Raw genomic sequence first — 24,872 nt, 5'->3', positions numbered from 1 at the left:
GCGCAGGCCCGGTTCGCCGGGCCGCACAGTCAGCGTCGCAGGGTGGCCAGGGCCTGACCCAGCTTGACCGGCGCCTCCGGGCCCAGGCCGGGCGCGAGGTCGGCCACGCCCGCGGGCAGCAGCACGATCACGGTCGAGCCGTAGTTGAAGCGGGCCATCTCCTCGAAGCGCTCCACCGTGATGTCATCGCCCCGGTAGTCCTTGACCGTGGTGGTCGTGCCGTAGGCCGGGATTTCCTCGCCGCTCCAGACAGTCTCCACGCCCGAGACCAGGAGCGCGCCGACCATCACCACCGCCATCGGGCCGAAATCGGTATCGAAGTGGCACACCAGGCGTTCGTTGCGGGCAAACAGCCGCGGCACATGCTGTACAGCCGCCGGGCCGACGCTGAAAAGACGCCCCGGCACATGCACCGTCGCACGCAGGCGTCCCGTCCATGGCATGTGCACGCGGTGGTAGTCGCGCGGTGACAGGTACACCGTGGCGAACGTTCCCTTGTCGAATGCGCGCGCCGCGTCGGCATCGCCCAGCAGTTCGGCGGTGGTGAACGACTGGCCCTTGGCCTGGAAGATCCGACCGCTGCCATCGGGATCGGCGGTGATCGCGCCGCATTGGCTGACGCGTCCGTCAGCCGGCATCACCAGCACGCGCGGGTCCGGGTCGGCAACGCGCGCGCCGGGCTTCAGCGCACGGGTAAAGAAGGCATTGAAGGTTGGGTAGTCGGCCGGATCGGACTTCGCCGCCTCCGACAGGTCAACGCCGAAACGCTGGGTGACCGTGTCGATCAGCCAGGCGCGCAGGCGCGGGTTGTCGGAGTAGGCCAGGCGGCGCGCCATCGACGAGAGCAGCCGGTGCGGCAGCACATAGGTGAGTCGGGTGGTGAGGCTCATGGCACTCTCAGGGCGCGCTGGCGGCGGTCAATGCGGCAAGGTCGGCGGCAAGCGCGGCCGGGTCGAAGGGCTGCTGGACCACGCCGGACATGCGGCCCTGCGGATCCAGCACGGCCATCGTCGCGCTGTGGTCGACCGAATACTGGTCCGCCGGTGCGCCGTCGTCCGGCGGCGCCTTGGCGAACACGAGGCTCAGCGAGCGGGCGAACCGCTCCAGCGAGGGGATGTCCGCCGTCGCCGCCAGGGTGTCCTTGTGGAAGGCGTGGGCATACTCGCCGATGCGGTCGGGCGTGTCGCGCTCCGGGTCCACCGAGACGAACAGCACGCGCGGACGCACCGCGTCGGGAATCGACTCCCACTGCTGCTGCGCCTGGGCCATCTGCGACAGCGTCAGCGGGCAGATGTCGGGGCAGTGGGTGAACCCCAGGAACACCAGCGTCCAATGTCCGTTGAGCTCGCCCGGGACCAGTTGGGTCCCGTCGGACTGGCGCAGGCTGAAGTCCGGCAACGGCCGCGGCGGGTCGAACAGCTTGACCGCGCTGGTCTGGGGCCATGCCGATGGCGCAGGGTCGCCAAAGAAATGCTTCGACGCGATCAGGCCCAGCCCAGCGGCCAGGGCGACGAACAGGATGACGAGGGTACTGCGGTTGAACATGGACAGCCCGGTGGTGGAGCGGATCAGCGGCCATGATAGCCGTCCGCTGCCGCTATAATCGCCGGTCTTCCGCAGAGCCTGCCGCCATGACCGTCGACCGTGCCGATTTCGGCTCCGCCCAGTTCGAGCAGATCTCGATCATCGACCTGATCCGTTTCGGCGGCAGCCGCCTGGCCGAGTCCGGCCTGGCCTTCGGTCACAGCTACGACAACGCGCTGGACGAGGCGACCCAGCTGGTCCTGCACGCGCTGTCGATGCCGCATGACCTCAGTCCGGTCTACGGCGCCTCGCGCGTCACCGCCGATGAGAAGCAGCGTGTGATGGGCTTGCTGGAGCGGCGCATCAACGAGCGGATCCCGGCCGCCTACCTGACCGGCGAGGCCTGGTTCGCCGGGCTGAGCTTCAAGTCCGATCCGCGCGCGCTGGTGCCGCGCTCGCCGATCGCCGAGCTGATCGAAGCCGGTTTCGAGCCGTGGCTGGGCGGGCGCGAGGTCAGCCGCGTGCTCGATCTGTGCACCGGCTCAGCCTGCATCGCCATCGCCACGGCCCACTACCACCCGCACTGGCAGGTCGACGGCGTGGACATCGACGACGACGCGCTCGCGTTGGCGGCGGAAAACCAGCAGCGCCTGCTGGCCGACAACGTGCGCCTGCGCAAATCGGACCTGTTCAACGATCTCCAGGGCGAGGTCTACGACCTGATCGTGACCAATCCGCCCTACGTCACCCACGACGAGACCGATGCGCTGCCGGCCGAATACGCCCACGAGCCAGAGCTCGGCCTGCGCGCCGGCGAGGACGGTCTGGACCTGGCCCTGAAGATCCTGCGCGACGCGCCAAACCACCTGTCTACCGATGGCCTGCTGATCTGCGAGGTCGGCGAGGCGGAACGTGCGCTGGTCGAGCTGCTGCCCGAGCTGCCACTGGAGTGGGTGGAGTTCAAGGTGGGTCAGATGGGCATTTTTGTCGCCGAGCGTGCCGATCTGGTCGCCCATCATGCGAGGATCAAGGACCTGGCCGACGCTCGCGGCTGAATCAGTACCAGGTGCGGCCCCGGCCCGGCCGTCGCCCCAGTGGAGGCACCAATTTGGCCAGCAACACGTACGGAAAGCTGTTTGCGGTAACCACCTTCGGCGAGAGCCACGGGCCGGCGATCGGCTGCGTGGTGGATGGTTGCCCTCCCGGTCTCGAGATCGATGCCGCGGACTTCCGCCACGATCTCGAGCGCCGGGCGACCGGTAAGTCCCGGCACACCTCGGCGCGCCACGAGAGTGACGAGGTCGAGATCCTTTCGGGCGTTTACGAGGGCCGCAGCACTGGCACTCCGATCGCACTGCTGATCCGCAATACCGACGCGCGCAGCCGCGACTACGCGAAGATAGCCGAGCAGTTCCGGCCCGGCCACGCCGACTACACCTACTGGCACAAGTACGGCATCCGCGACCCGCGTGGCGGCGGCCGCTCGAGTGCGCGAGAAACCACGATGCGCGTCGCCGCCGGGGTGATCGCCAGGAAGTGGCTGGCGCAACGGCACGGCATCCGCATCCAGGGCTTCCTCTCCCAGCTCGGCGACATCCGCCCCGCCTCGATGGACCTGTCGGTGGTCGAGGACAACCCGTTCTTCTGGCCCGACGCGGCCCAGGTCCCGCAGCTGGAGGCGTACATGGACGCGCTGCGCAAGTCCGGCGACTCGGTCGGCGCTCGCGTGGATGTCTGGGCTGACGGCGTCCCGCCCGGCTGGGGCGAGCCGATCTACGGCAAGCTGGACGGCGAACTCGCCGGGGCCCTGATGAGCATCAACGCGGTCAAGGGCGTGGAGATCGGTGTCGGTTTCGGCGCCGTCACCCAGAAGGGCAGCGAGCATCGCGACCAGCTGGGCCCGGACGGTTTCGCGTCCAACCATGCCGGCGGCATCCTGGGCGGCATCAGCAGTGGCCAGCGCGTCACCTGCTCGGTTGCCTTCAAGCCGACCTCCAGCCTGCGCCTGCCGGTCGACAGCCTGGACATCTACGGCAATACCGTTGAAGTGGTTACCACCGGTCGCCACGATCCCTGCGTCGGCATCCGCGCGACGCCGATCTGCGAGGCGATGGTGGCCGCGGTCCTGATGGACCAGGCGTTGCGGCACCGCGCCCAATGCGGCGATGTCGAGGTGCCAGCCATCCCCACCCCCACAGCAATTCCCGGATAGCCCCGTCATGAGCAAGCCCGTCAATGTCGCGATCGTCGGTGCCACCGGCGCGGTCGGCGAAACCCTCCTGGCGATCCTCGCCGAACGCCAGTTCCCCATCGGAGAACTGCACCTGCTCGCCAGCGAGCGCTCGGCCGGCGAAAAGCTCGAGTACGGCGCACGCAAGCTGGTGGTGCGTGATATTGCGGGGTTCGATCCCGGCGGCGTGGACATCGCCCTGTTTGCTGCCGGCAGCAGCGTGTCGCGCGAGTACGCGGCAAAATTCGCCGCGGCCGGAGCCGTCGTCATCGACAACTCCTCCGAATTTCGTGGCGACGTGGACGTGCCGCTGGTCGTCGCCGAGGTCAATCCCGACGCACTGCGCGAGCGCCCGCGCGGCATCATCGCCAACCCGAACTGCTCCACGATGCAGTTGATGGTGGCGCTGGCGCCGCTCCACCGCCGCGCGACCATCGAGCGGATCAACATCGCCACCTACCAGTCGGTGTCGGGCACCGGTCGCGCCGCGATGGACGAGCTCGGCAAGCAGACCGCCGACATGCTCAATTTCCGCAGCGTCGAGTCCAACGTCTATCCCGTCCAGATTGCCTTCAACGTGATCCCCCACGGCGGCGACTTCACCGACAACGGCTACACCACCGAGGAGATGAAGCTGGTCTGGGAGACGCGCCGGATCCTTGGCGATGACCGCATCGGGGTGAACGCCACGGTGGTCCGCGTGCCGGTTTTCTACGGCCACTCCGAGGCCGTGCACATCGAGACCAGGGACAAGCTCACCGCCGAGGAAGCCCGCGAACTGCTGCGGGCGCAGCCGGGCCTGGAAGTGGTCGATGAGCACATCGATGGCGGCTATCCGACCGCGGTGACCCATGCCTCGGGCCATGACCCGGTCTATGTCGGCCGAATCCGCGAGGACATTTCCCACCCGCGTGGGCTGTCGCTCTGGGTGGTGGCCGACAACATCCGCAAGGGGGCTGCCCTGAACGCGGTACAGCTGGCCGAGCTGGTCGTGGCGGAGCGTCAATGACGTCCCCGCGCGCGCATTGCTGCGCGCTGCCTGCGCCGTTAGAGTCCCCGGCAGGGGAATCGAGGGGGTGCCTGTGAATCCATTGATGCGCGCCGCGCTGGCGCTGGTCCTGATGCTTGCCAGTGGAACTGCTGCGGCCCTGGGGCTGGGCCAGATCCAGTTGAAGTCCAAACTGGGCGAGCCGCTGCTGGCCGAGATCATGATCGTGTCCAGCGATCCGTCGGAGCTGGAAGGCCTGCGCGCCGGCCTCGCCTCGCCGGAGACGTTCGCCCGCATCGGTCTGGATCTTCCGCAGGGCGCCGTTGCGGACCTGCAGTTCACGCCGGCGCTCAACGACGCGGGCCGACCGGTGATCCGGGTCACCAGCGTGGCCCCGATCGAACAGCCGCTGCTGAGCTTCCTGGTCGAGGTCGACTGGGGCCAGGGCCGGCTGGTTCGCGAATACTCCACGCTGATGGACGCGCCGCGCACGCTGGCCGCCTCCGCCCAACCGTCGATACAGGCGCCGACCCAGGCGCAAAGCAACGTGATTGTCCGCGACGCGGGGGCGGAACAAACGCGGCAGTCCTCGGCCGCTGAGGTCGATGCCGGCGCTGAGGTCGATGCCGGCGATGCCGGCGACGAGCGCCCGGTGGCGGCGAACGATCCGGTGCCCGCCATCCCGACGCCCGCGCAACCGGCATCACCGCCAACCCGCTACGGCGCGGTGCAGAGCGGTGAACACCTGTCGAAAATCGCAGCGGGTCTGGAGATGGACGGCAACCTGCAGCAGCGGATGATCGCCCTGCTGCAAGCCAATCCGGACGCGTTTATCGGCGGCAATATCCACATGCTCAAGCAGGGCGCGGTGTTGCGGATTCCCGCTGCCGATGAGGTCGCGGCGATCACCGCCGCGCAGGCAGCGGCGCAGGTGCGCGAACAGACCAGCGCGTGGCGGGTGGCATCGCAGCCAGTGCCGCAGCCGCAGGTGGCGGACGCGGTTGGAGAGTCTGCGGATGTCGCCGATATCGTGGCCGCCGCGCCTGCGGCCGCGCCCGCCGACGGTGCGCGACTGGAAATTGTTCCGCCCGGCGCCAGTGATGCGTCGCGCGCGGGTACCCAATCAGGCCTCAGTGCCGGAGGCGAGGGCGACATGGTGCGACAGGAATTGCAGACAACCACGGAAACCCTCGCGGCCCGGGACGCGGAGTTGGCCGACCTCAAGAGTCGCATCGATACTCTCGAGCAACTCCAGTCCGACCAGCAGAAGCTGCTCGCGATGAAGGACGCCGAGCTTGCATCCGCCCAGGAGCAATTGGCCCAGGCGCAGTCCGCCCAGTCGACCGTCCAGGCGAACGAGGCAGGTGGCTCCGCGGTGCCATGGCTGGTGGGCGGGACGCTCCTGGTGCTGGCACTTGTGGCTGTCTGGTGGTGGCGCCGACGCGTGGACTCGGTGCCGCGCTTCCGGGCGCCGGTTGCGCCGGCTGGCGCGTCATCGACCCCGCCGCGTGGGTTTGCTGCCGGCCCCGTCCCCGGCCCCGGCGTCGCTGCCGCCCGTCTGGAGCCGAGCATGGTGAACCCCAACCTGGCGAATCGTTCCGCGATGGGCGGTCGGGCGGCAGATGACGAGTCAGTAGCCTTCCCGACCCCGATGCTCGCGCCGGTGCCCGGATCCAGCGCTGCATCGCCCGCCGCTGCTTCGGCGGCGGCGGTCCCCGCATGGCACGGCGCCCCGGCAGGTGCCAGCGAGGGCAACGAGCCGGTCGCAGCGCCAGTCATCGATGATTCGCCGGACGCGCCGCGTAGCCCTGCTGTTTCGCCTGTACGTCCAGTCCGTGCCGACGATGCGCCCGGTATGGAGCGCCTGGAGTTGGCTCGCGCCTATCTCGACCTGGGCGATGAGGACAGCGCGCGGCAGTTGCTCGGCGAGTTGCAGGTCAGTGGCAGTCTGGAGGCGCGTCAACAGGCCGCGCGCCTGTTGCGGGAGCTGGGGTAAGCGGTGCCGATGGAAAACGGAACGCTGCCGGACCCGATCGGCCCTGACTCCCCCGTTCAAACTGCTGCGGAGAACCGGTCGAGCCAGCGTCGCTGGGTGCTGGGCGTGGAGTACGACGGCGGCAGCTTCTCCGGATGGCAGCGACTGAACAGGCGCGACGAGCCGGAGCGGCGCACGGAACCCACCGTGCAGGCAGCGGTGGAGCAAGCCGTCAGCATCGTCGCGGGCCGGGGCGTTGGCGTGGTGTGCGCCGGACGCACCGACGCCGGCGTGCATGCCGCGACCCAGGTGGTGCATTTTGATGGCCCCGCGCAGCGTGACCCGCGTGGCTGGGTACTGGGCACCACCAGTAACCTGCCGCCGTCGGTGTGCGTGAAATGGTGCGTGCCCACGAGCGATGAGTTCCACGCCCGGTTTTCCGCCCGTGCGCGGCGTTACCGCTACACCATCCTCAATCGGGCGGTTCGGCCTGCCTTGCAGCACCAGTACCTGAGCTGGGTGCGCAAAGCGCTGGATGCCGACGCGATGCATCAGGCGGCGCAGCATCTGGTCGGCGAGCATGATTTTTCCGCGTTCCGGACCGTGCACTGCCAGGCGCCGCACGCGCGCCGGGAGTTGCACCACATCGCCGTATCGCGCGAGGGCGATCTCGTCACGGTGGAGGTCCAGGCGAACGCCTTCCTCCACCACATGGTCCGCAACATCGTCGGCAGCCTGCTGCTGGTGGGGCAGGGTGAGCGTCCGGCCGGCTGGCTGCGCGAGGTCCTGGACGGGCGTGATCGCAGCAGGGCCGGCCCCACAGCGCCGTCGGCGGGTCTGGTGTTTGTCGGTCCGCGCTATCCCTCCCACTGGCAGCTGCCGGGTGAAGTCACCCTGTGAGCGGCGCGACGTGCGGGTGTATCCAGACTATATTCGTGGGTCCACCCAGCGCGGAGTGGTCCAGAAGCCCGGCCATCAGGAGCGAGTGTTGAGGATGTTGTCTTGAAGCGGACCCTTTTTCGCACCCGGATCAAGTTCTGCGGTCTCACCCGACCAGGTGACGTGCGTCTTGCGTGCGAGCTGGGCGCCGACGCGATCGGTTTCGTGTTCGCCCACGGCAGCAGCCGCCGGATCGCCCCGGCGGAGGCGCGCGCCATGCGCCAGGCGCTGGCACCGATGGTGGACTCGGTCGCCCTGTTCAGCGACAACCCTGCCGATGAAGTCCGCGAGGTCGTGCGCCAGATCCGCCCCAGCCTGCTGCAGTTCCATGGCAGCGAGGATGATGCATTCTGCCGAGCGTCCGGCGTGCCCTACCTCAAGGCCATCGCGATGGGCAGCCCGATCGCGAACGAGCACCCTGCGGCCTTGCAGCAGCAGTACCCCAGCGCTGCCGGCTTTCTTTTTGACAGCCACGGCGCCGGTGGCAGCGGCGGCAGCGGCAAGGTATTCGACTGGTCGCGCATTCCGGCCGGCGTCCAGAAGCCCTTCGTGCTGGCCGGCGGCCTGACCGCGGACAACGTGTTCGACGCGATCATTGCCACGATGCCGTGGGCGGTGGATGTCTCCAGTGGCATTGAAAGCGCGCCCGGCTTGAAGGATGGCGACCGGATGCGCCGATTCGTCGAACAGGTCCGCCGAGCCGATTGCCACGTGCTGGACTGACGCGTCCGTCGAAACCCTTTCCAGATTCCGCCCAGATACCGCGCACATCGTTGCCCGCGGTCGCCAAACCTCCCCCGGTGAAACCGAGTCATGACTTCCCCATTGCCATCCGATACCCCCATCGATTACCACGCCTACCCCGATGAAAACGGGCACTTCGGACGCTTCGGCGGCCGCTTTGTCGCCGAGACCCTGGTCGGGCCGCTGCAGGAGCTCGCCGACGCCTATGACGCCGCACGCGTCGATCCGGCGTTCATCGCCACCTTCGAGGACGACCTGGCCCATTACGTCGGCCGGCCGAGCCCGATCTACCACGCCCGCCGCCTGAGCGAGGAAGTGGGCGGGGCGCGCATCCTGCTCAAGCGCGAGGACCTCAACCACACCGGTGCGCACAAGATCAACAACACCATCGGCCAGGCTTTGCTGGCCAGCCGCATGGGCAAGACCCGGATCATCGCCGAGACCGGCGCCGGCCAGCACGGTGTCGCCAGCGCCACGGTTGCCGCGCGCCTGGGCCTGGAGTGCGTGGTGTACATGGGCGCGACCGACATCGAGCGCCAGAAGATCAACGTCTACCGCATGCAGTTGCTGGGCGCCCGCGTGGTGCCGGTGACCAGCGGCTCGGCCACCCTGAAGGACGCGCTGAACGAGGCGATGCGCGACTGGGTGACCAACATCGCCGACACCTTCTACATCATCGGCACCGTGGCCGGCCCGGATCCGTACCCGCGCATGGTGCGCGATTTCAACGCGGTGGTCGGCCGCGAGGCACGCGCGCAGATGCTCGCCGAATACGGACGCCTGCCCGATGCGGTGACCGCCTGCGTCGGCGGCGGCAGCAACGCGATCGGCATCTTCCATGCCTTCCTCAATGATCCGCAGGTCCGCATCGTCGGCGCCGAAGCGGCGGGGGAGGGCATGGACAGCGGGCGCCACGCCGCCTCGCTGGCCGCGGGTCGGCCCGGGGTGCTGCACGGCAACCGCACCTACCTGCTGTGCGATGACGATGGCCAGGTCATCGAGACCCATTCGATATCCGCCGGCCTGGACTACCCCGGCGTCGGGCCGGAGCACGCGTTCCTGAAGGACACCGGGCGCGCCGAGTACGCTGGCATCACCGACGAGGAAGCGCTGGCCGCGTTCCACCAGTTGATCCGCACCGAAGGCATCCTGCCGGCGCTGGAGTCCAGCCACGCGGTGGCGCAGGCGGTAAAGCTGGCACGCGGGTTGCCGGCCGATGCGATCGTGCTGTGCAACCTGTCCGGTCGCGGCGACAAGGACGTGCACACGATCGCCCAGCGCGAGGGGATGGTGCTGTGAGCCGCATCGCCGCCCGCTTCGCCGCACTGAAAGCACAAGGCCGCAAGGCGCTGGTGCCCTTCATCACCGCCGGTGATCCATCGCTGGAGGCCACGATGCCGGTGATGCACGCCCTGGTCGCCGCCGGCGCGGACGTGATCGAGATCGGCGTGCCGTTCTCGGATCCGATGGCCGATGGCGCCACCATCCAGCACAGCTCCGAGCGCGCGCTCGCCCGCGGCGCCGACATGAACTACGTGTTCGAGACCGTGCGCCAGTTCCGCGAGGACAACCAGGACACCCCGGTGGTGCTGATGGGCTACCTCAATCCGGTCGAGATCCGCGGTCCGGAAGCCTATGCGCAGCAGGCGGTTGCGGCAGGTATCGACGGTGCGCTGCTGGTCGACCTGCCGCCGGAGGAAGCGCTGGAGTACCGCGAGGCCTTCGACCGCCACGGCCTGGCGCTGATCCTGCTCGCCGCGCCGACCACCTCGGCCGAGCGCATGCAGCGCCTGCTCGCGCTGGCCACCGGCTACCTGTACTACGTGACCTACGCCGGGGTGACCGGCGGCGACCATCTGGACACCGGCGCCGCCGGTGAGCGCCTGCGCGCGATCCGCGCGCTCGACAAGGTGCCCGTCGTCGCGGGCTTCGGGATCAAGGACGCCGCCAGCGCCGCGGCCATGGCCGTGCACGCCGACGGGGTGGTGGTCGGCAGCGCGCTGGTCGCTGCCATGGCCGACGCGCTGGATCCCGCCGATGCCGCGCGCAACGCTGCCGCATTCCTGCTGCCACTGCGCGAAGCCCTCGACCGCCTGCCCCAGGCCTGAGGCACGGACCGGCGAACGCCTGCGGTAAACTGCCGCGTTCGCCGGCGCTACCGGCAACCGCCCGTCGCCATTGCATGGCCGCGGGCGGACACAGACACTTCCGGATCATTGCACCGGACCAATTACAGGGAATCCGCAACGCATGTCCTGGCTCAAGAAACTCATGCCTTCCGGCATCCGGACCGAGACGCCTGTCGCCAAGCGCCGAAGTGTGCCCGAAGGCCTCTGGGAAAAGTGCGACCGCTGTGGCGCGGTGCTCTACCGTCCCGAGCTCGAAGAAAACCTCGAGGTCTGCCCAAAGTGCAGCCACCACCGCGCCATCCGCGCGCGGGCCCGCCTGACCGCCTTGCTGGACGATGGCAGCACGACGGAAATCGGCGCCGAGCTCGGTCCCACCGACGTGCTCAAGTTCCGTGACCAGAAGCGCTACTCGGACCGGATCAAGGCCGCGCAGAAAGCCACCGGCGAGCGCGACGCGCTGATCGCAATGAAGGGCGAGCTGAAGCAGCGCCCGCTGGTGGCGTGCGCGTTCGACTTCGCGTTCATGGGCGGATCGATGGGCTCGGTGGTCGGCGAGCGGTTTGCCCTGGCCGCCGAAGCGGCGCTGGAGGCGGGTTGCCCGATGGTGTGCTTCACCGCCACCGGCGGCGCGCGCATGCAGGAAAGCCTGTTCTCGCTGATGCAGATGGCCAAGACCTCCGCCGCGCTGGGTCGCCTGCGCGCCGCGGGCCTGCCCTACATCGCGGTGCTGACCCATCCGACCACCGGCGGGGTGTCCGCGTCGCTGGCGATGCTGGGCGACATCAACATCGCCGAGCCCGAGGCGCTGATCGGCTTCGCCGGCCCGCGCGTGATCGAGCAGACGGTGCGCGAGACCCTGCCCGAAGGCTTCCAGCGCAGCGAGTTCCTGTTGGAGCACGGCGCCATCGACCAGATCTGCGATCGCCGCGAGATGCGTGACCGGCTGGCCGACCTGCTCGCCATGATGATGCGCCAGCCGCAACCAGCGGACGACGCCGGGGAGAACGGGTAATGGGACGTCGTTATTTCGGCACCGACGGCATCCGCGGGCGGGTAGGCGAGGGCGCCATTTCCGCGGACTTCCTGCTGCGCCTCGGCAATGCCTACGGCTACGCGCTCAAGCGCTCGGTCGAATCCGGGCGGGCGTGGCGCAAGCCTGTCGTGATCATCGGCAAGGACACCCGGATCTCCAACTACATGTTCGAGGCCGCGCTGGAAGCCGGCCTGGTCGCGGCAGGCGTGGACGTGCAGCTGATGGGTCCGATGCCGACCCCGGCGGTCGCCCACCTGACCCGGTCCATGCGCGCCGACGGCGGCATCGTGATCTCCGCATCGCACAATCCGCACTACGACAACGGCATCAAGTTCTTCTCCGCCGAAGGCGAGAAGCTCGACGACGCCACCGAGCTGGCGATCGAGGCCGCCCTGGACGAACCCTTCAGCACCGTGCCGTCCGCCGAGCTGGGCAAGACCGCGCGCACCCGCGACGCCATCGGCCGCTATGTCGAGGCCTGCAAGACCTCGGTGCCCAAGGGCTTTGACCTCGGCGGCATGCACATCGTGCTGGACTGCGCGCACGGCGCGACCTACCAGCTCGGCCCGCTGGTGCTGCGCGAGCTGGGCGCCAAGTTGGACACGATCGGGGTGGATCCGAACGGGCTCAACATCAACGACGGCGTGGGCACGACCCATCCGGAGGCATTGGCCGAGCGTGTGCGCAGCACCGGCGCCGACCTGGGCATCGCCTTTGACGGCGACGGCGACCGGGTGATGTTCGTCGACGCCGACGGGACCGTCCACGACGGCGACGACCTGATCTACGTGCTCGCCAACGACTGGCGCGAGAGCGGGCGCCTGCAGGGCCCGGTGGTCGGCACGCTGATGACCAACTACGGCCTGGAGCGCGCTTTCGAGCAGGCAGGAATCGAGTTCCTGCGCGCCAGGGTCGGCGACCGCCACGTGCACCAGAAGCTGGTCGAGCATGGCGGCGTGCTGGGCGGCGAGGCGTCCGGCCATCTGCTGTGCGTGGACCGCACCAGTACCGGCGACGGCATCGTCAGTGCGCTGCAGGTGCTGGAAGTGCTGCGCCGCCGCGGCATCAGCCTGAAGGAGGCGCTGGCCGGCCTGGAACGCGTGCCGCAGAAAACCGTGAACGTGCGCTGCGGCGACGGAGTCAAGCCTGCCGAAATGCCCTCCGTGCAGGCCGCCCTGGCCGAAGCCCAGCAGGCCGTCCACGGACGTGGCCGTGCGTTCCTGCGGCCGTCAGGTACCGAGCCCGTGGTGCGCGTCACGGTGGAGGCCGATGATGACGGCCTGATGCAGTCGACCCTGGATCGCCTGGCAGGCGCGGTGCGCGAAGCAGCGCAATAGCGCGCCGCCACTGCCCCCAGCCGGCTACCGCTACTTTGATGAGGTTGCAGACGCCATGAGCACGACCCGTATCCCGATCTTCGATATCAGCCGCTTCGACGAGCCCGCCCAACGCGACGCCTTTGTCCAGGAACTGGGCGCGGCGTACCGGGAGTGGGGCTTCGCCGGCGTGCGCGGCCACGGCATCGGGCAGGCGCAGGTCGACCGCAGCTACGAGGTGTTCCAGCGCCTGTTCGCACTGCCCGAGGACGTCAAGCGGAAGTACCACGTCGCCGGTGGCGGGGGCGCCCGCGGTTACACCCCTTTCGGCATCGAGACCGCCAAGGGCGCGCAGCACTTCGATCTGAAGGAGTTCTGGCACGTCGGCCGCGAGATCCCTCGTGACTCGCGCTACGCAGACTCCATGCCCCCCAACGTGTGGCCCGGGGAACTGCCGGAATTCCGCGAGGTCGCCTACGGCCTGTACCAGTCGCTGGACCGGCTCGGCGCCAAGGTGCTCAGCGCGCTGGCACTGCACATCGGCCTGGACGAGCACTGGTTCGACGACAAGATCGACAGCGGCAACTCGATCCTGCGTCCCTTGCACTATCCGCCCATCACCAGCCTTGAAGTGCCCAACGAGCGCGCCGGCGCGCACGAGGACATCAACCTGATCACGCTGCTGGTCGGCGCCAGTGCAGAGGGCCTGGAGGTGCTTTCGCGCTCGGGCGAGTGGGTGCCGTTCACTGCCGATGCCGACACGATCGTGGTCAATATCGGCGACATGCTGCAGCGGCTGACCAACCACGTGTATCCGTCCACGACCCACCGCGTGGTTAATCCCCAAGGCGAGAAGGCGCGCCAGCCGCGTTACTCCACGCCGTTCTTCCTGCACCCCAATCCCGACTTCCTGATCGACGTGCTGCCCGGCACGGTGACCGCCGACAACCCGAGCCGGTACCCCGAGCCGATCACCGCGCAGGGATACCTGGAAGAGCGGCTGCGCGAGATCAAGCTCAAATAGCCGTCCAGAACCCCGCCGGGCGCCGTGCGGTAGAATCCCGGCTTTCACACGCGGGGGTAGGCATGGCACGTCGCAGGATTGTCGCTGGTAACTGGAAGTTGCACGGGGATCGCCGATTCTCCGCCGAGCTGCTGGATGCGGTCGCCGCCGCCGAAGCTGCCCCCGGCGTCCAGCGCATCATCATTCCGCCGGCGGTGTACCTGGCCGAGTTGATTGCCCGGTACGCCGACAAGGGGCTGGAATTCGGCGCCCAGGACGTCAGCGAGCACGCCAGCGGTGCCTACACCGGCGAGATCTCCGCGCAGATGCTGGCCGATGTAGGCGCGGGCTATTGCCTCGTCGGTCATTCCGAGCGCCGCCAGTACCATCACGAGACCAGCGAGCTGGTCGCCGCCAAGTTCCGCGCCGCCAAGGCGGCAGGCATCGTTCCCATCCTGTGCGTGGGCGAGAGCCTGCAGGAGCGCGAGGACGGCCAGACCGAGGCGCGCCTGCAGGAGCAACTGGCGCCATTGCTGGTCGACGGCGCCAAGGCGCTGGACGGGGCCATCGTCGCCTACGAGCCGGTATGGGCGATCGGCACCGGCAAGACCGCCAGCCCCGAGCAGGTGCAGTCGGTGCACGCATTCATCCGTAGCGGAGTCGCATCGCAGGATGATAGAATCGCTGGCTCGCTTCCGATCCTGTACGGCGGCAGCGTAAAGGCCGACAATGCCGCCGCCTTGTTCTCACAAGCGGATGTCGACGGCGGCCTGGTAGGCGGAGCGTCGCTGGTGGCCGCCGACTTCAACGCCATCGCAGCCGCGCTGGCATCCTGACCTGCTCCGGGCCTGGCCCGGGCAACTGACCAAAGAGTCTTCCGATGCTGTTGTTCCTCAACGTCGTCTATGTGCTGATCGCCGCCTCCATGATCGTGCTGATCCTGATGCAGCGCGGTTCCGGCGCGCAAGCCGGCGCGGGCTTTGGCGGCGGCGCCTCCGCGACAGTGTTCGGCGCACGCGGCGCTTCCAGCTTTTTGTCCAAAGCCACCAAATGGCTCGCGATTTCCTTCTTCGTGATTGCCATGTTCATGGCATGGCAGGCGACCGATGTCGCCGTTGGTCCGGTAAATGCAGGGCAGGGCTTGGGCGTGATGTCGCAGGTGCCGGTTGATGCCGCGCCCAGCGCTCCCGCCGTTCCCGTTCAGGTGCCTGTTGAGGCGCAGGACCCGGTGGCTGCCCCTGAGGTGCCCACGGCCCCGGCCGTTCCCGAGACGACGGATTCGGCACCGCCCGAACCGGTCCAAAACTAGGTCGGTCGCGATAAGATAGTCAGTCACATCCGGCAAGGAAGCACGGGTGTCCGGTCGCCATGACCGGAAGCCGGGTCCACCCGTTAGCGGGCGGAGCGGAGCAGGAGGCGTTGAGCTGGAGCATGTGCCCAGGTGGCGGAATTGGTAGACGCACTACCTTGAGGTGGTAGCGGCTTAGGTCGTGGGGGTTCGAGTCCCCCCTTGGGCACCACTCCACAGTTGTACCGTCAACGGCATCGGCTGCTGCCACAGGCAGCATTGATGCCGCCGAGCCAAGGCCACGCACAAGCGTGGTGTAGCCGAGAGAACAGAAGTGCTGGGCGAATATCTGCCGACCTTGTTGTTTCTTATCGTCGCCAGCGGCATTGGCGTCGCCCTTCTGGTGGTGGGACATCTGCTTGGGCCCAAGCGCCCGAGCCTGGCGAAAATGTCCCCGTACGAATGCGGCTTCGAAGCGTTCGAAGACGCGCGCATGCAGTTCGACGTGCGCTACTACCTTGTCGCCATCCAATTCATCATTTTCGATCTGGAAATCATCTTCCTGGTGCCCTGGGCGACGGTATTCCGTGATCTGGGCGTGGTTGGCCTGGTGGAGATGGGAATCTTCGTGAGCATGTTGCTGCTCGGCTTCATCTACGTGTGGAAGAAGGGAGCGCTGGAATGGGAGTGAGTGAGACCATCTCGGGCCTGATGCATAACCCGGTGCCCGAAGGGCGCCTGGACGACATCCTGCTCGCCGGCGAAGACAATCCCCTGCTGCAGCAGGGCTTTGTCACAACCAGCCTCGATGCATTGTGGAACTGGGCACGCACCGGTTCGATGTGGCCGGTGTCGTTCGGCCTGGCATGCTGCGCGGTGGAGATGATGCACGCCGGCGCGGCACGGCTCGACCTTGACCGCTATGGCGTCATTTTCCGCCCCTCGCCGCGCCAGTCCGACGTGATGATCGTGGCCGGTACGCTGGTCAACAAGATGGCGCCCGCGCTGCGCAAGATCTACGACCAGATGCCCGAACCCAAGTGGGTCATCTCGATGGGCAGCTGCGCCAACGGCGGCGGCTACTACCATTACTCCTATTCCGTGGTACGCGGCTGTGACCGGATCGTACCGGTTGACATCTACGTGCCCGGCTGCCCGCCAACGGCGGAGGCGCTGGTGTACGGCATCCTGCAGTTGCAGAAGAAGATCCGCCGCGGCACGAACTTTGGCGACAACAAGACCGGTGTCCGGGATGAGTGAGTCGATCACCGCGTACGCCGATCGCCTGCGCGCGCGTTTCGCCGACTGCACGGTCACTGTCGCCGAGCCGCGCGGCGAGATCGGTATCGAGGTCGATCCCGCACAGTGGCTCGCCACTGCACGCGCCCTGCGCGACGAGTTCGGCTACGAGCAACTGACCGACGTCAGCGGCGTGGACTACCTGACCTGGGGCAGCGACGAGTGGAACACGGAGCCTTCCTCCGAGGGTTTCTCACGTGGCGTGGAAGGAAAAGGCCCGGGTCGCTTCGTCTGGGGACAGATGCCCAGCGGCGCCGCCGATGCGCCCAAGCGCCGGTTTGCCGCCGTGGCCCACCTGCTGTCTTTCCAGCACAACCAGCGCCTGCGCATGCGCACGTTCGCCGCCGATGACGAGATGCCGATTGTGGACTCGCTCACCTCCGTTTGGGCGGGCGCCAACTGGTTCGAGCGCGAGGCGTTCGACCTGTTCGGCATCGTGTTCGAGGGCCACCCGGACCTGCGCCGCATCCTCACCGATTACGGTTTCATCGGCCACCCGTTCCGCAAGGATTTCCCGTTGATCGGCAACGTCGAAGTGCGATACGACGCCGAGCGCAAGCGCGTGATCTACGAGCCGGTCTCCATCGAGCCGCGCGTGCTGGTCCCGCGCGTGATCCGCGATGACTCGCGTTACCTGACCGCCGCCGATGAAACGGCCACGCGTCTGGGGTTGAAGCCATGAGCACGCCTGCCACCACCATGCCGTTGATCAACGAAACCACCGACAACCCGCATGGCGGCGTCACCGGTTCGGCGGAAATCCGCAACTACACCATGAACTTCGGCCCGCAGCATCCGGCCGCCCATGGCGTGCTGCGCCTGATCATGGAGATGGACGGCGAGGTCGTGCAGCGCGTCGATCCCCACGTCGGCCTGCTGCACCGCGGCACCGAGAAGCTGGCCGAATCCAAGCCGTTCAACCAGTCCATCGGTTACATGGACCGCCTGGATTATGTCTCGATGATGTGCAACGAGCACGCCTACGTGCGCGCCATCGAGAACCTGATGGGTCTGGAGGTGCCGGAGCGTGCGCAGTACATCCGCACGATGTTCGACGAGATCACCCGTCTGCTGAACCACCTGATGTGGCTGGGCTCCAACGCGCTCGACCTGGGCGCGATGGCGGTGATGCTGTACGCGTTCCGCGAGCGCGAAGAGCTGATGGACGTGTACGAGGCGGTGTCGGGCGCGCGCATGCACGCGACCTACTACCGTCCCGGCGGCGTCTACCGCGACCTGCCCGACGTCATGCCGCGTTACAAGGAATCGCCGTGGCGCAAGGGCGGCAAGCTCAAGCGCTTCAACGCCTGGCGCGAAGGCTCGATGCTCGACTACCTGGACTCCTTCTGCGACGACTTCCCGCACCGCGTCGACGAGTACGAAACGCTGCTCACCGACAACCGCATCTGGAAGCAGCGCACCGTCGGCATCGGCGTGGTGAGCCCGGAGCTGGCCAAGGCCTGGGGCATGTCGGGCGTGATGTTGCGTGGTTCGGGCATCGAATGGGACCTGCGCAAGAAGCAGCCCTACGCGAAGTACGCGCAGATGGACTTCGATATCCCGCTGGGCACGCAGGGCGACTGCTATGACCGCTACCTGGTCCGCATCGCCGAGATGCGCCAGTCCACGCGGATCATCAAGCAGTGCGTCGCCTGGCTGCGGGTCAATCCCGGTCCGGTGATGGTCGACAACTACAAGGTCCGGCCGCCGGCGCGCGAGGAGATGAAGGAGTCGATGGAAGCGTTGATCCATCACTTCAAGTTTTTCACCGAGAGCTACTGCGTGCCGGCTGGCGAGACCTACTGCGCGGTCGAGGCGCCCAAGGGCGAGTTTGGCTGCTACCTCGTCTCGGACGGCGCCAACAAGCCGTTCCGGGTCAAGCTGCGCGCGCCCGGCTTTGCCCACCTGTCGTCGATGGACGCTGTTATCCGCGGGCACATGCTGGCCGACGCGGTGGCGATGATCGGTACCTATGACCTCGTTTTTGGCGAGGTGGATCGCTGACAAGGCGATCGCTGAGGATCTGAACGAATGAAAGCGACTGGAAATTTCGAGGCGTGCCGCAACGTCGACCCGATGGTCGCGCTGTCCGATGCGACGCGCGCGTTCATTGACCACTGGGTGGCCAAGTTCCCGGCCGACCGCAAGCGCTCGGCGGTGATCCAGGCGTTGTTCGCGACCCAGGAGCAGAACGGTGGCTGGCTGAGCGACGAGCTGATCGCCGCGGTCGCCCGCTACCTCGGGCTGCCGCCCGTGCTGGCGTATGAAGTGGCGACCTTCTATTCGATGTTCGTGCTCGAGCCGGTCGGTCGCAACAACGTCGCTTTCTGCACCAACATCAGCTGCTGGCTCAACGGCGCCGAAGAGCTGGTCGCCCATGCGGAGAAGACGCTGGGCTGCAAGCTGGGCGAGTCCAGCCCCGATGGCCGGGTGTTCCTCAAGCGCGAGGAAGAGTGTGTCGCCGCCTGCTGCGGTGCCCCGGTGATGCTGGTCAACGGTCATTACCACGAGAAGCTCGACGTCGCTGCCGTCGACGCGATCTTCGCTGGTCTGGAGTGAGGCAGAACATGTCCCACCACGATTATTCCAAGAGCACCGGCCCGGTGGGCCCGGCTCCCCAGGAGCACAACGTGGTCTACACCACGTTGCACTTCGACACGCCCTGGTCCTACGACAACTATGTCGAGATCGGCGGCTATGAGGCCTGGCGCAGGATCCTCGCCGAGAAAACTCCGCGCGCCGACGTCATCGAGATGGTCAAGCAGTCCGGTTTGCGCGGTCGCGGCGGCGCAGGCTTCCCGACCGGCCTGAAGTGGAGCTTCATGCCCAAGGACGACGGGGTGCAGAAGTACATCCTCTGCAACTCCGACGAGTCCGAGCCGGGTACGTGCAAGGACCGCGACATCCTGCGCTACAACCCGCACGCGGTGCTCGAGGGCATCCTGATCGCGTGCTACGCGACCGGCTCCACCGTGGCCTACAACTACATGCGCGGCGAGTTCCACCACGAGCCTTTCGAGCGCATCGAGCAGGCGCTCAAGGACGCCTACGCCAACGGCCTGGTCGGCAGGAACGTCCTCGGCTCCGGCATCGACGTCGACATCTACAACGCGCTGGGCGCGGGCGCCTACATCTGTGGTGAGGAAACCGCGCTGATGGAGTCGCTGGAAGGCAAGAAGGGCCAGCCGCGCTACAAGCCGCCGTTCCCGGCCAACTTCGGCCTGTTCGGCAAGCCCACCACGATCAACAACACCGAGACCTACGCCTCGGTGCCGGCGATTGTGCGCAACGGTGCTGACTGGTTCCTCAACCTGGGCAAGCCCAACAATGGTGGCGCGAAAGCGTTCTCGGTGTCCGGGCACGTCAACAAGCCGGGCAATTACGAGGTCCGCCTGGGCACGCCGTTCGCCGAGCTGCTGGAAATCGCCGGTGGCGTGCGCAACGGCAACAGGATCAAGGGCGTGATCCCCGGTGGTTCCTCGATGCCGGTGTTGCCGGGCGAGACCATGATGGGGCTGACCATGGATTACGACGCGCTGCAGAAGGCCGGCTCCGGCCTGGGCTCCGGCGCGGTGATCGTGATGGACGAGACCACCTGCATGGTCCGCGCCTGCCAGCGCATCTCCCGTTTTTACTATCAGGAAAGCTGTGGCCAGTGCACCCCGTGCCGTGAAGGCACCGGCTGGATGTACCGGATGATCAGCCGCGTGGTCGACATGCGGGCGACCGTCGAGGACCTGCACGTGCTGCGCGAATCGGCCGGCCAGATCGAAGGCCACACCATCTGCGCGTTCGGTGAGGCCGCGGCGTGGCCGGTGCAGGGCTTCCTGCGCCATTACTGGAACGAATTCGAGTACGCGATCTTGAACAAGCGTTTCCTGGTCGATGACCAGCGCGACGGCCGGGTAGTGGGGGCAGCGGCATGAGCACGACTCCGGACAAGCCGACCGAAGACGCGCCCGTCGTGCCCGAAGGCTACGTGTCGATCGAAATCGACGGCGTGGCCACCTTTGCGCCCAAGGGTTCGATGATCATCCAGGCCGCGGACAAGATCGGTATTCCGATTCCGCGTTTCTGCTACCACGACAAGCTGTCGATCGCGGCCAACTGCCGGATGTGCCTGGTTGACGTGGAAAAGATGGGCAAGCCGGCACCGGCCTGCGCGACGCCGGTCATGGACAACATGAAGGTCAGCACGCGCAGCGAGAAGGCGCTCAAGTCGCAGCGCAACGTCATGGAGTTCCTGCTGATCAACCATCCGCTGGACTGCCCGGTCTGCGACCAGGGCGGCGAGTGCGAGTTGCAGGATCTGTCGCTGGGTTACGGGCGCTCGGTCAGCCGCTTCAACGAGCGCAAGCGCGTGGTGGCCGACGAGGACATCGGGCCGCTGGTGGCCACGGAGATGACCCGTTGCATCCACTGCACCCGCTGCATCCGCTTCACCGCGGAGATTGCCGGCACCTACGAGCTGGGCGGCATGTACCGCGGCGAGGACCTGCAGATCGGCACCTACGACGGCAAGCCGCTGACCACCGAGCTGTCGGGCAACGTGATCGACGTCTGCCCCGTGGGCGCGTTGACCAACAAGCCGTTCCAGTTCCGCGCCCGCGCCTGGGAAATGGTCGCCCGCGAGTCGCTGGGCTACCACGACGCCCTGGGCAGCAACCTGTTCCTGCACGTGCGTCGTGGCGAGGTCATGCGCACCGTGCCGCGCGACAACGACATGGTCAACGAGTGCTGGCTGTCGGATCGCGACCGCTATTCGCACCAGGGCCTGTATGCCTCCGATCGGGCGATCGCCCCGATGCTCAAGGAAGGCGGCCAGTGGCGCGAGGCGAGCTGGGAAGAGGCGCTCGCCGAAGCCATCCGGGTGCTTCGCGACAATGCCGGTGACAATCTCGGCATGCTGGTCAATCCAGCCACTTCCAACGAGGAGGGCGCGCTGCTGGCCCGCCTCGCCGAAGCGCTGGGCACGGGCAATATCGACCACCGCCTCAGCGAGAACGATCTGTCGGATGCGGCCGTGGCGGATGTTTTCCCGGCCCGCGTTGCCGACATCGAAAACGCCGACGCGATCGTCATCGTCGGCTCGAACCTGCGCCATGAGCTGCCACTGGTGAACGTGCGTGTGCGCAAGGCCTGGCAGGCCGGTGCGAAGGTGTACGTCGTCAATCCGGTCGACTTCGAGCAGACCTTCGATTTGTCCGGGAAGCACATCGTCGCGCCATCGCAAATGGCTGCCGCCCTGGCGGACGCCGGCTTGCGCGAGGCCCTCAACGGTACGAAGAACGCGCTTGTGTTTGTGGGCGCGTTGGCCGAGAACGGTCCGCATGCCGCGGCGATCCGTGGCGCCGTCGCCGACCTCGCTGCCGGGACCAGTGCCCAGGTGTGCCGCATCCCGCAGGGTGCCAATGCCGTCGGCCTGGCCGATCACGGTGTGCTGCCGACCTCGCGCGACGCTATGGCGATGCTGGCCGAGCCGCGCGCCGCCTATGTCCTGTATGGAATCGAGCCGGGCCTCGACTTTGCCGATACGGCGGTCGCGCTGAAGGCGCTTTCAGGTGCGCAGGTCGTGGCGTTCAGTCACTTCGCCTGCGAATCCACCCTCGCGGTGGCGGACGTCATCCTGCCGATCGGCCTGCTGCCGGAAATCGACGCGACCCTGACCAATCTGGAAGGGCGCGAGCAGGTTGCCGTAGCCGGTGGAAAACTGCCGGGTCAGGCGGAGCCGGGTTGGCGCGTCCTGCGTGCACTCGCCGGCGACCTGTCGTTGCCGGGCTTTGATTTCACCGATCTGGCCGGTCTCCGCGCCAGCGTGGTCAAGCGCGAGGTAGCGCCGGTGCCCGGCAAGGCGCCAAGCATCGGTGACGACGGGTTGGAAGTCGCGCTGGGTACAGCCATTTACCGCTGCGACGCCGTCGTGCGTCGCGCCGCCGCGCTGCAGGCCCATCCGTTGAACGTCGGGGCGCGCGCCAGTCTGCACCCGGATGATGCGCGCGAGCTTGGTCTCGACGAGGGATCAACCGGCAAGTTCGGTACCGCGGCCGGGACCGCCGCACTGCCGGTATTCATGAACGATGCGGTGGCGCGCGGCACGGTGTGGATTGAAAGCGGCCATGGCGCCACGGCTCCGCTGGGGTCCGGTCGCGTGACCGTCGGGAGGGTGTCGGCATGATGGACAGCGTTATCGACCCGTTCCACGCCTGGCTGGAGTCCTTCGGTGCGGTTGGCACGGTCACGTGGCTGGTGCTGATGATCGTCGCGATCTGCGTGCCGCTGATCCTCGCCGTCGCCTTCTACGTGTTGTGGGAGCGCAAGCTGATCGGCTGGATGCACGTGCGCGTCGGCCCGAAATACGTCGGCTTTGGCGGCTTCCTGCAGACCTTCGCGGACGTCTTCAAGCTGCTGTTCAAGGAGATGCTGCAGCCTGCAGCCGCGTCGCCATTCCTGTACCGGCTGGCTCCGCTGCTGTCGCTGGTGCCGGCGCTCGCGGTCTGGGCCGTCATCCCGTTCGACGCCCAGGTGGTTCTTTCCAACGCCAACGCGGGGTTGCTCTACATCCTGGCGATGACCTCGCTGGGCGTGTACGGCGTGATCCTTGCCGGCTGGGCGACCAACTCCAAGTACGCGCTGCTGGGCGCGATGCGCGGTGCCGCGCAGATGGTGGCCTACGAGATCGCGATGGGCTTCTCGCTGGTCGGCGTGATGCTGGCCGCTGGCAGCCTGAACCTGACCGAGATCGTGATGGCGCAGTCGGGCAACGCTGGGCCGTTCGAGTGGTTCTGGCTGCCGCTGCTGCCGCTGTTCGTGATCTATTTCGTGTCCGGCGTTGCCGAGACCAACCGCCTGCCATTCGACATGGTGGAAGGCGAGTCGGAGATCACCGGCGGCCACCTGGTCGAGTACTCCGGCGCCGGCTTCGCGCTGTTCTTCCTGGCCGAATACGCCAACATGATCCTGATCAGCTTCCTGGTCCCGATCTTCTTCCTGGGCGGCTGGCTCAGCCCGTTCCAGGGCATGGGCATCCCGCTGCTGTCGGTGGACGGCTGGTGGTGGCTGATCGCCAAGGTGCTCTTCTTCGCCAGCTGCTTCATCTGGTTCCGTGCCTCCTTCCCGCGCTACCGCTACGACCAGATCATGCGGCTGGGCTGGAAGGTGTTCGTTCCGCTGGCGATCGTCTGGATCGCCGTGGTCGCGGTCATGGCGTATTTCGGCGTGTTTGAGCCGGGGCAATAAGGTAGAGGCATGAATCGCATCGTTCCCTTTTTCAAAAGCCTGCTGCTCATCGAGTTGCTTAAAGGCATGGGTCTGACGCTGAAATACGCGTTCAAGCCCAAGTACACGCTGATGTACCCGATGGAGAAGACACCGCAGTCGGTGCGCTTCCGCGGCATCCACGCGCTGCGCCGTTACCCCAACGGCGAAGAGCGCTGCATCGCCTGCAAGTTGTGCGAAGCGGTGTGCCCGGCGCTGGCGATCACCATTGACTCGGAACGACGCGAGGACGGCACCCGTCGAACGACGCGTTATGAGATCGACCTGTTCAAGTGCATCTACTGCGGCTTCTGCGAGGAGTCCTGCCCGGTGGACTCGATTGTCGAGACCCATATCCACGAATACCACTTCGACCAGCGCGGACAGAACGTCGTCACCAAGCCGCAGTTGCTGGCAATTGGCGATCGGCTCGAAGCTGAAATCGCCGAACGTCGCGCCTCCGACGCGCCCTACCGCTGAGTGCACCCCATGGACTTCGTCTTCATTGCGTTCATCGCCTTTTCCATCGCTGCCACCGCGGCGGCGGTCGCTGTCATCAGCGTCCGCAACCCGGTCCATTCCGCGCTGTCGCTCGTGCTCACCTTTTTCTCGGTCGCCTGTGTGTGGATCGTGGGCGGCGCGGAGTTCCTTGGCGTGGCGCTGGTCGTCATCTACGTCGGCGCGGTGATGGTGCTGTTCCTGTTCGTGGTGATGATGCTCGACATCGACATCGCCGGGATGCGCGAGGGTTACGTGCGCTATCTGCCTGTCGGGCTCGTCGTGGCGGTGGTGATGCTGATCGAGATGCTGATGCTCATTGGCGCGCGGGCCAAGATGGCGCAGCCGTTCCCGGCCGATCCGGCGTTGGCGGCTGGCGTGGGCAATACCGAATGGGTCGCCACCGAGCTGTTCACCCGCTTCCTGCTGCCTTTCGAGACGGCGGCCGTGATCCTGACGGTGGCGGTGATCGCGGCGGTGACGCTGACCCTGCGGCCGATCCGCGAGGGGGGCAAGAAGCAAAACCCCAGTGAACAGGTCAAGGTGCGCGTCGCCGATCGCCTGCGCGTCGTGAAGATGGATTCGTCAACGCCGGCAAACCTGCGTGATCCGGTTGCACCCGACGTCGACCCGGAGGAGGGCGCGTAATGGA

Annotated in this window: 25 protein-coding genes and 1 tRNA gene; 24 read left to right on the top strand and 2 right to left on the bottom strand. The window is 67.1% G+C overall.

Annotated features, from left to right (window positions below; genetic code table 11):
- Positions 1–29 precede the first annotated feature (29 nt).
- Together asd and INQ42_RS08045 are read right to left on the bottom strand one after the other, a co-directional pair.
- Positions 30–890, bottom strand: a complete 861-nt coding sequence (asd, locus tag INQ42_RS08050; RefSeq protein WP_194033820.1) for an archaetidylserine decarboxylase — start codon at positions 888–890, stop codon at positions 30–32.
- Between the two features lie 7 nt (positions 891–897).
- Positions 898–1,545: an SCO family protein gene (locus tag INQ42_RS08045; RefSeq protein ID WP_194033819.1), complete on the bottom strand. Its 648-nt coding sequence runs from the start codon at positions 1,543–1,545 to the stop codon at positions 898–900.
- Positions 1,546–1,631: 86 nt separating this feature from the next.
- Here INQ42_RS08045 and prmB point away from each other — a divergent pair, with 86 nt between their 5' ends.
- From prmB to INQ42_RS07925, 24 genes are all read left to right on the top strand, one after another.
- Complete coding sequence (prmB, locus tag INQ42_RS08040) at positions 1,632–2,579, top strand: 50S ribosomal protein L3 N(5)-glutamine methyltransferase (protein WP_194033818.1); 948 nt, start codon at positions 1,632–1,634, stop codon at positions 2,577–2,579.
- A 53-nt stretch (positions 2,580–2,632) separates the two neighbouring features.
- On the top strand, positions 2,633–3,736 hold the full coding sequence (gene aroC / locus INQ42_RS08035) for a chorismate synthase (protein ID WP_194033817.1): 1,104 nt from the start codon (positions 2,633–2,635) through the stop codon (positions 3,734–3,736).
- A gap of 7 nt (positions 3,737–3,743) precedes the next feature.
- Entirely contained in the window at positions 3,744–4,763 is a 1,020-nt protein-coding gene (locus tag INQ42_RS08030; protein WP_194033816.1) for an aspartate-semialdehyde dehydrogenase, read from the top strand.
- Positions 4,764–4,836: 73 nt separating this feature from the next.
- The gene (locus INQ42_RS08025; protein ID WP_194033815.1) at positions 4,837–6,738 is read left to right on the top strand and encodes a FimV/HubP family polar landmark protein; all 1,902 of its coding nucleotides are present in this window, start codon (positions 4,837–4,839) and stop codon (positions 6,736–6,738) included.
- A gap of 9 nt (positions 6,739–6,747) precedes the next feature.
- Positions 6,748–7,617 (top strand): tRNA pseudouridine(38-40) synthase TruA, encoded by an 870-nt coding sequence (gene truA, locus INQ42_RS08020; protein WP_194033814.1) that lies wholly within the window; start codon positions 6,748–6,750, stop codon positions 7,615–7,617.
- A 102-nt stretch (positions 7,618–7,719) separates the two neighbouring features.
- Positions 7,720–8,379 (top strand): phosphoribosylanthranilate isomerase, encoded by a 660-nt coding sequence (locus tag INQ42_RS08015; protein WP_194033813.1) that lies wholly within the window; start codon positions 7,720–7,722, stop codon positions 8,377–8,379.
- Between the two features lie 90 nt (positions 8,380–8,469).
- Positions 8,470–9,699: a tryptophan synthase subunit beta gene (trpB, locus tag INQ42_RS08010; protein ID WP_194033812.1), complete on the top strand. Its 1,230-nt coding sequence runs from the start codon at positions 8,470–8,472 to the stop codon at positions 9,697–9,699.
- Positions 9,696–10,508, top strand: coding sequence for a tryptophan synthase subunit alpha (gene trpA, locus INQ42_RS08005; protein WP_194033811.1), 813 nt, complete (start codon positions 9,696–9,698; stop codon positions 10,506–10,508). Before trpB ends, trpA begins: the two co-directional genes overlap by 4 nt.
- Before the next feature lie 142 nt (positions 10,509–10,650).
- Positions 10,651–11,541 carry an acetyl-CoA carboxylase, carboxyltransferase subunit beta gene (accD, locus tag INQ42_RS08000; RefSeq protein ID WP_194033810.1) on the top strand — a complete coding sequence of 297 codons (891 nt, stop codon included), beginning with the start codon at positions 10,651–10,653 and terminating at the stop codon, positions 11,539–11,541.
- Positions 11,541–12,899: a phosphoglucosamine mutase gene (gene glmM, locus INQ42_RS07995; RefSeq protein WP_194033809.1), complete on the top strand. Its 1,359-nt coding sequence runs from the start codon at positions 11,541–11,543 to the stop codon at positions 12,897–12,899. The genes accD and glmM overlap by 1 nt, the downstream gene beginning before the upstream one ends.
- Before the next feature lie 55 nt (positions 12,900–12,954).
- Positions 12,955–13,902 carry an isopenicillin N synthase family dioxygenase gene (locus INQ42_RS07990; protein WP_194033808.1) on the top strand — a complete coding sequence of 316 codons (948 nt, stop codon included), beginning with the start codon at positions 12,955–12,957 and terminating at the stop codon, positions 13,900–13,902.
- A 62-nt stretch (positions 13,903–13,964) separates the two neighbouring features.
- Positions 13,965–14,717 carry a triose-phosphate isomerase gene (gene tpiA, locus INQ42_RS07985; RefSeq protein WP_194033807.1) on the top strand — a complete coding sequence of 251 codons (753 nt, stop codon included), beginning with the start codon at positions 13,965–13,967 and terminating at the stop codon, positions 14,715–14,717.
- 44 nt (positions 14,718–14,761) lie between these two features.
- Positions 14,762–15,190 carry a preprotein translocase subunit SecG gene (secG, locus tag INQ42_RS07980; protein ID WP_194033806.1) on the top strand — a complete coding sequence of 143 codons (429 nt, stop codon included), beginning with the start codon at positions 14,762–14,764 and terminating at the stop codon, positions 15,188–15,190.
- Between the two features lie 126 nt (positions 15,191–15,316).
- Positions 15,317–15,401: transfer RNA gene (locus tag INQ42_RS07975), tRNA-Leu, on the top strand.
- A gap of 102 nt (positions 15,402–15,503) precedes the next feature.
- Positions 15,504–15,860, top strand: coding sequence for an NADH-quinone oxidoreductase subunit A (locus tag INQ42_RS07970; protein WP_043957217.1), 357 nt, complete (start codon positions 15,504–15,506; stop codon positions 15,858–15,860).
- Positions 15,851–16,429: a NuoB/complex I 20 kDa subunit family protein gene (locus INQ42_RS07965; RefSeq protein ID WP_194033805.1), complete on the top strand. Its 579-nt coding sequence runs from the start codon at positions 15,851–15,853 to the stop codon at positions 16,427–16,429. Before INQ42_RS07970 ends, INQ42_RS07965 begins: the two co-directional genes overlap by 10 nt.
- Positions 16,422–17,150 carry an NADH-quinone oxidoreductase subunit C gene (locus INQ42_RS07960; protein WP_194033804.1) on the top strand — a complete coding sequence of 243 codons (729 nt, stop codon included), beginning with the start codon at positions 16,422–16,424 and terminating at the stop codon, positions 17,148–17,150. The genes INQ42_RS07965 and INQ42_RS07960 overlap by 8 nt, the downstream gene beginning before the upstream one ends.
- A 17-nt stretch (positions 17,151–17,167) precedes the next feature.
- Positions 17,168–18,472: an NADH-quinone oxidoreductase subunit D gene (locus INQ42_RS07955; RefSeq protein ID WP_194035816.1), complete on the top strand. Its 1,305-nt coding sequence runs from the start codon at positions 17,168–17,170 to the stop codon at positions 18,470–18,472.
- A 27-nt stretch (positions 18,473–18,499) separates the two neighbouring features.
- Positions 18,500–19,027 carry an NADH-quinone oxidoreductase subunit NuoE gene (nuoE, locus tag INQ42_RS07950; protein WP_194033803.1) on the top strand — a complete coding sequence of 176 codons (528 nt, stop codon included), beginning with the start codon at positions 18,500–18,502 and terminating at the stop codon, positions 19,025–19,027.
- An 8-nt stretch (positions 19,028–19,035) separates the two neighbouring features.
- The gene (gene nuoF, locus INQ42_RS07945; protein WP_194033802.1) at positions 19,036–20,394 is read left to right on the top strand and encodes an NADH-quinone oxidoreductase subunit NuoF; all 1,359 of its coding nucleotides are present in this window, start codon (positions 19,036–19,038) and stop codon (positions 20,392–20,394) included.
- Positions 20,391–22,643: an NADH-quinone oxidoreductase subunit NuoG gene (gene nuoG, locus INQ42_RS07940; RefSeq protein ID WP_194033801.1), complete on the top strand. Its 2,253-nt coding sequence runs from the start codon at positions 20,391–20,393 to the stop codon at positions 22,641–22,643. The genes nuoF and nuoG overlap by 4 nt, the downstream gene beginning before the upstream one ends.
- On the top strand, positions 22,640–23,704 hold the full coding sequence (gene nuoH / locus INQ42_RS07935; protein WP_228062449.1) for an NADH-quinone oxidoreductase subunit NuoH: 1,065 nt from the start codon (positions 22,640–22,642) through the stop codon (positions 23,702–23,704). Before nuoG ends, nuoH begins: the two co-directional genes overlap by 4 nt.
- A 9-nt stretch (positions 23,705–23,713) precedes the next feature.
- Positions 23,714–24,202: an NADH-quinone oxidoreductase subunit NuoI gene (gene nuoI / locus INQ42_RS07930; protein ID WP_194033800.1), complete on the top strand. Its 489-nt coding sequence runs from the start codon at positions 23,714–23,716 to the stop codon at positions 24,200–24,202.
- 9 nt (positions 24,203–24,211) lie between these two features.
- Entirely contained in the window at positions 24,212–24,868 is a 657-nt protein-coding gene (locus INQ42_RS07925) for an NADH-quinone oxidoreductase subunit J (RefSeq protein ID WP_194033799.1), read from the top strand.
- Positions 24,869–24,872: the final 4 nt, after the last annotated feature.

Source organism: Lysobacter avium (assembly GCF_015209745.1).
GTDB classification, from domain to species: Bacteria; Pseudomonadota; Gammaproteobacteria; order Xanthomonadales; family Xanthomonadaceae; genus Novilysobacter; species Novilysobacter avium.
The sequence above is the reverse complement of the archived record's forward strand: the minus strand, read 5'-3'. Positions and strand labels throughout refer to the sequence as shown.